The sequence below is a fragment of the Bradyrhizobium sp. genome (assembly GCF_019244115.1).
Taxonomy (GTDB): Bacteria; Pseudomonadota; Alphaproteobacteria; order Rhizobiales; family Xanthobacteraceae; genus Bradyrhizobium.
The window spans coordinates 1-4,703 of sequence record NZ_JAFATE010000843.1 but is presented as its reverse complement, the minus strand read 5'-3'; the positions used below and the strand labels follow the sequence as shown (position 1 = coordinate 4,703).

The window sequence follows — 4,703 nt, the reverse complement described above, 5'->3', positions numbered from 1 at the left end:
TCAAGCCTCGAGCCTAGGCTGCGGACGCGAGGGTTCCCGCAGCGGCGAGTCCCCGCTCGAGGTCCGCGATGATATCATCAATGTGCTCGATGCCGACTGACAGACGGACATAACCATCGGAGACGCCGGTCGCCAGCTGGTCCTCGGCGGAAAGCTGGGAGTGCGTTGTCGTTGCTGGATGGATCGCCAGGCTACGGGCGTCACCGATGTTGGCGACATGGTAGAACAGTTGCAACGCGTCGATCAGTCTGCGTCCCGCCTCGCGGCCACCGGCCAGCTCGAAACCAACGAGCCCGCCAAACCTGCCCTTGAGATACTTGTCCGCCCGCGCCCGGCCGGCGCCACTCTGCTTGGATGGGTGGATCACCCGCACGACCTCGGGCCGCTTGGCCAGAAAATCGGCAACCGCCTGCGCATTCTGAACATGGCGCTCGATGCGGAGTGGCAGCGTCTCCAGCCCTTGAATGATCTGGAAGGCATTGAACGGCGACAGCGCCGAGCCGATATCGCGGAGCAGCGTCGTGCGCGCCTTGATGATATAGGCGATGGGCCCGAGCGGCTTGACGGCTTCGACCCAAACCGCGCCATGATAGCTGGGGTCGGGGGTGTTCAAGGCGGGCTGGCGTTGCGGGAACGCACCCCAGTCGAAATTGCCTCCATCAATGATGGCCCCGCCGATCGATGTGCCGTGTCCGCCAAGATATTTGGTTGTGGAGTAGACTACGACCGCCGCGCCGTGATCAAACGGGCGTGCGAGCAGCGGAGCCGCAGTGTTGTCAACGATCAGGGGAATGCCGAGCTTTCGTCCGATGTCGGCGACTTCGCCGATCGGGAACACGGCGAGCTTGGGGTTCGGAAGCGTTTCTGCGTAATAAGCCCGCGTCCGGTCGTCGGTGGCTTTCAGGAAATTTTGTGGATCAGAGGGATCGACGAAGCGGACTTCGATGCCTTGATCCTTCAGCGTGTTGGCGAACAGATTCCATGTGCCACCATAAAGATCCGTCGAGCTGACGATATTGTCTCCGACGCGGGCGAGGTTTTGAATTGCGAAGGCAGAGGCTGCCTGGCCGGATGACACCGCGAGCGCGCCGACCCCGCCCTCGAGGGCGGCGAGCCGCTGTTCAAGGACATCGGTCGTTGGATTGCCGATGCGCGTGTAGATGTTGCCCAGCTCCTTCAAGGCGAACAGGTTCGCGGCGTGCTCGGTGTCGCGGAATTGGTAGGACGTGGTTTGATAGATCGGCACCGCAACGGCACCAGTCGACGGGTCGGCGCGCCAGCCGGCATGCAGGGCAAGTGTTTCGGGATGTAATTTCTTGGCGGTCATTATCGCGTGTCCTTCGGGCATTGTGACCAAAACATCTCGGCAAAGCGCGCGTGCAGTTGAGGATATCGTCGCACACGGCGCCGTGGTCGGTTTGCGTGGGAGCATCTCGCACCGCCCCTGACTGCTGAGTCAATCAGACCTGGAAAATAACAATCTCATTCTCTTCGACTCGTGCGCCGGAACTCCGCCATTCCGCGATCAGACAAGCTAGTGAATGAGACGTCTCCTGCTGCGATCGCGATGATATCGACGCTATGATGCGTCGTTGATTGCAGTGACCGATCGATGCCACGTGATCTCGCGTAAAGCGGAACATCGCACATCAACTGAAGCTACGAAGGCCAGCGTGTCGTTTGCGATTTCGCCCTCTCGCAGCAGCACGTCCTTCGAGAGGCTGCCTCAAGAGGACATCGTTCTCGGAGAATGCCGATCTTTGGTAGCTTCAGGCGCTTTTCATGGAATATCATTCCAAATAGAGTGCCGCCTGTCGTCAATGACAGGGAAAGATTCTATTTATGTCCGATGCAGCCGTTTTGTCGCCCGATACGCGACGCCGTATTGATGCGATCGATCGCAAGATTTTGGGCGTTTTGCAGGAGGATGCATCGCTCTCCGTGGTTGAGATTGGAGAACGTGTTGGTCTGTCAGCGACTCCTTGCTGGAAACGCATTCAAAAATTGGAAGCCGAGGGGATCATCACGGGAAAAGTCGTGCTGGTCGATCAAAACAGGATCGGCCTTGGTCTGTCGGTGTTCGTTTCCGTTGAAAGCAGTGATCATTCGGACGAGTGGCTGAAGAAGTTCGCTACCGCGGTCAGCGCGATGCCGGAAGTCATGGAGTTCTACCGCATGGCCGGTGACGTGGACTACATGCTACGCGTCGTCGTCGCTGACATGCCCAGCTACGACATCTTCTACAAGAAATTGATCGGGGCTGTGGCCTTGAAGAACGTCACGTCCCGCTTCGCGATGGAAAAAATCAAATCCGTGACGGCGCTGCCTGTTCCAGCTGCTGCATAGACTGGTGCTGCGAGTGGTATCGGAGTTTTGCGAGCCGACGACGGGCCGGTTCGACGTGCTCTCGCAATCCAGCGCCAAGAAATTGCCTGCCTTCATCATGGCAGGTGGGATCTGTTTGCGTCTTGTCCATACTGGGCGGGCACCGAAGGTCTTGGTGCAGCGGCGAAATTGGAGCGACCTGGAGCGCTCAACGGCCACTGCGTTCTGAGGTTGAGCAACTGTGCGCGAGTGTCGCCTGTCGTCACGCATGTGATGTCGGTGCTTCGGAAACTTCCAAGCTGAACACAACTACGTTAGGTTCGCCCTCAGATTTGCGGCGGCGCCGCTTGGATTGGTGATGACTCGGAGCCATTTCCAATCGGCATATTTATCGCCAGTCTGGCGCAGATGCGTATAGCGCTTGAGACTTGACCAAGAGCGATGGCCAGAGACAGCGGCAACTTGCGGGATATTTCGGCCAATTTCGAATAGCCTGGAAACACCGTCGTGCCGCAGGTCGTGCAAATGCAAGTCAATGATTTCGAGGAACTGACACGTACGCGTGAAATTCGTTCCGATAGCGTCGCCGCTGTACGGAAAGATTTCCTTGGATCTCTTCGGCATCGAGACGACTATCTGAAGCGCCTCCGGCGGAAGGTCGCACCAGATGTCGTTTCCGATCTTCTCTCCAGGATTTTTCATATCCCTGACCCGAACACGACTTCCTTCCACGTCGAGGTCCCTCCAAGAGATCCTCGTGATCTCCTCAAGACGACGTGTGGAGAATATCGCAAAGCCGATGATCTTCTGCATCGGAATTGATGACGGCCGGCGACTCAACCGTTCGCCGAAGTACTCCATGATCTTGTCGAGTTCTTCGAGCGTCGGACGACGATCCCGTTCACGACTCTTGCTTGAGACACCAAGGCGTTTGGCAACGACGAGCGCGTCCTTCATTGCCGTTTGAGCTAGAGGATACGACCACGCCGGTTTGGCAACGGCGAACACCGCCGCTAAGTGGGAGAGATAGTTGCCGACTGTCTGGGGTGTCACCTTGACCACGAGCTGATTGGCAAACGCGATCACATCTGCGCTTGTGATCTCCGAGCAAGGCTTGTTGGCTATGTCGTATGCCTTGATAGCGCGCAGAACCTGCGCCTTGGTACGACCGATCTTTTTGATTGATTCGTCTGTGTAACGATCGATGACGTCAGACAGGGGAGGATCAGGCGCTCGGAGTCGTTCGAGCCCGCCAGGCTTGGCAAGCTCCTTTTCGCGCTTTTCGAGCCAGGCGGCCGCAGCCTGCTTTCGATCGAACGTCTGAGCTTCACGGTGGACGATCGCGCCGGCGCGTTTGATGAGAAGCTGAGCCAGATGCGCCGTGGTTCCGTCCTTGCGCTTTCGGGCGATAATGGTTCCCATGACCTGGCCTCCGGTGCTACGCTTCGGTACAACATGGGACTCGCCGGTACAACATTGTTGTACTCGGAAGCGGAAAATAGGCGCAAATAGGACAAAATGGGTTGGAATCGGCGGTGATTTAGTCCCTTAGGCAGGACCTCTAAGTACTTGGTATGGAAGAAAAATTAGAAAAATCAAAGCGCTGGCTGTTCTCCGTCGCTCCCATGATGGACTGGACCGACCGGCATTGCCGGGTGTTCCACCGTCAGATTACGCGGCATGCGCTGCTCTACACGGAGATGCTGACGTCTGGCGCGGTCATCCACGGCGACCGCGACCGGCTGCTGGGGTTCGACGCCGCCGAGCATCCGGTGGCGCTGCAGCTTGGCGGCTCCGATCCGCGTGATCTTGCGACCGCCGCGCGGATCGGCGCGGATTTCGGTTATGACGAGATCAATTTCAATGTCGGCTGTCCGTCGGATCGAGTCCAGGAGGGCCGGTTCGGCGCCTGCCTGATGGCCGACCCAAGTCTGGTCGGCGCCTGCGTCGCCGGCATGAAGCAGGCCGTCGACATTCCCGTGACCGTGAAGTGCCGGATCGGCATTGACGACCAGCACCCGGAGCCTGCGCTCGATGCGCTGGCGCGCGCCGTGGTCGCGGCGGGCGCCGATGCCGTGATCGTGCACGCCAGAAAGGCCTGGCTGAAGGGGCTCTCGCCGAAGCAGAACCGCGACATCCCGCCGCTCGACTATGACCGCGTCTATCGGCTGAACGCGGCGCTGCCGGACGTGCCGGTCATCATCAATGGCGGCATCGGCAGCATCACTGAGGCCAAGCAGCATCTCGCTCATGTCGACGGCGTCATGCTCGGGCGTGCGGCCTATCAGGAGCCCTGGCGGCTGCTCGAGGTCGATGCGGAGATCTTTGGCGCGCCAGGCGGGCCGCGCAGCATGAAGGACGTGTTCGCGGCCATGATG

Annotated in this window: 4 protein-coding genes; 2 read left to right on the top strand and 2 right to left on the bottom strand. The window is 59.0% G+C overall.

Annotated features, from left to right (window positions below; genetic code table 11):
* Positions 1-13: 13 nt before the first annotated feature.
* Positions 14-1,327 carry an O-acetylhomoserine aminocarboxypropyltransferase/cysteine synthase family protein gene (locus JOZ76_RS35765; RefSeq protein ID WP_291706083.1) on the bottom strand — a complete coding sequence of 438 codons (1,314 nt, stop codon included), beginning with the start codon at positions 1,325-1,327 and terminating at the stop codon, positions 14-16.
* Positions 1,328-1,842: 515 nt separating this feature from the next.
* On the opposite strand from JOZ76_RS35765, the gene JOZ76_RS35760 reads away from it, so the two are divergent.
* Positions 1,843-2,346 carry an Lrp/AsnC family transcriptional regulator gene (locus JOZ76_RS35760; RefSeq protein WP_291706082.1) on the top strand — a complete coding sequence of 168 codons (504 nt, stop codon included), beginning with the start codon at positions 1,843-1,845 and terminating at the stop codon, positions 2,344-2,346.
* Between the two features lie 288 nt (positions 2,347-2,634).
* Here the strand turns inward: JOZ76_RS35760 and JOZ76_RS35755 are convergent, their stop codons facing one another.
* A complete protein-coding gene (locus JOZ76_RS35755) occupies positions 2,635-3,747 on the bottom strand; it encodes a site-specific integrase (RefSeq protein WP_291706081.1) in 1,113 nt (370 codons plus the stop codon).
* 152 nt (positions 3,748-3,899) lie between these two features.
* Between JOZ76_RS35755 and dusA the strand changes: the two genes are divergently transcribed.
* Positions 3,900-4,703 (top strand): tRNA dihydrouridine(20/20a) synthase DusA (gene dusA / locus JOZ76_RS35750; protein WP_291706080.1); only part of this gene is annotated, 804 nt, incomplete at its 3' end.

Coding starts and splice junctions, on each gene's coding strand:
- JOZ76_RS35765 (WP_291706083.1), bottom strand. CDS start 1,327: ATGACCGCCAAGAAATTACATCCCGAAACACTTGCCCTGCATGCCGGC.
- JOZ76_RS35760 (WP_291706082.1), top strand. CDS start 1,843: ATGTCCGATGCAGCCGTTTTGTCGCCCGATACGCGACGCCGTATTGAT.
- JOZ76_RS35755 (WP_291706081.1), bottom strand. CDS start 3,747: ATGGGAACCATTATCGCCCGAAAGCGCAAGGACGGAACCACGGCGCAT.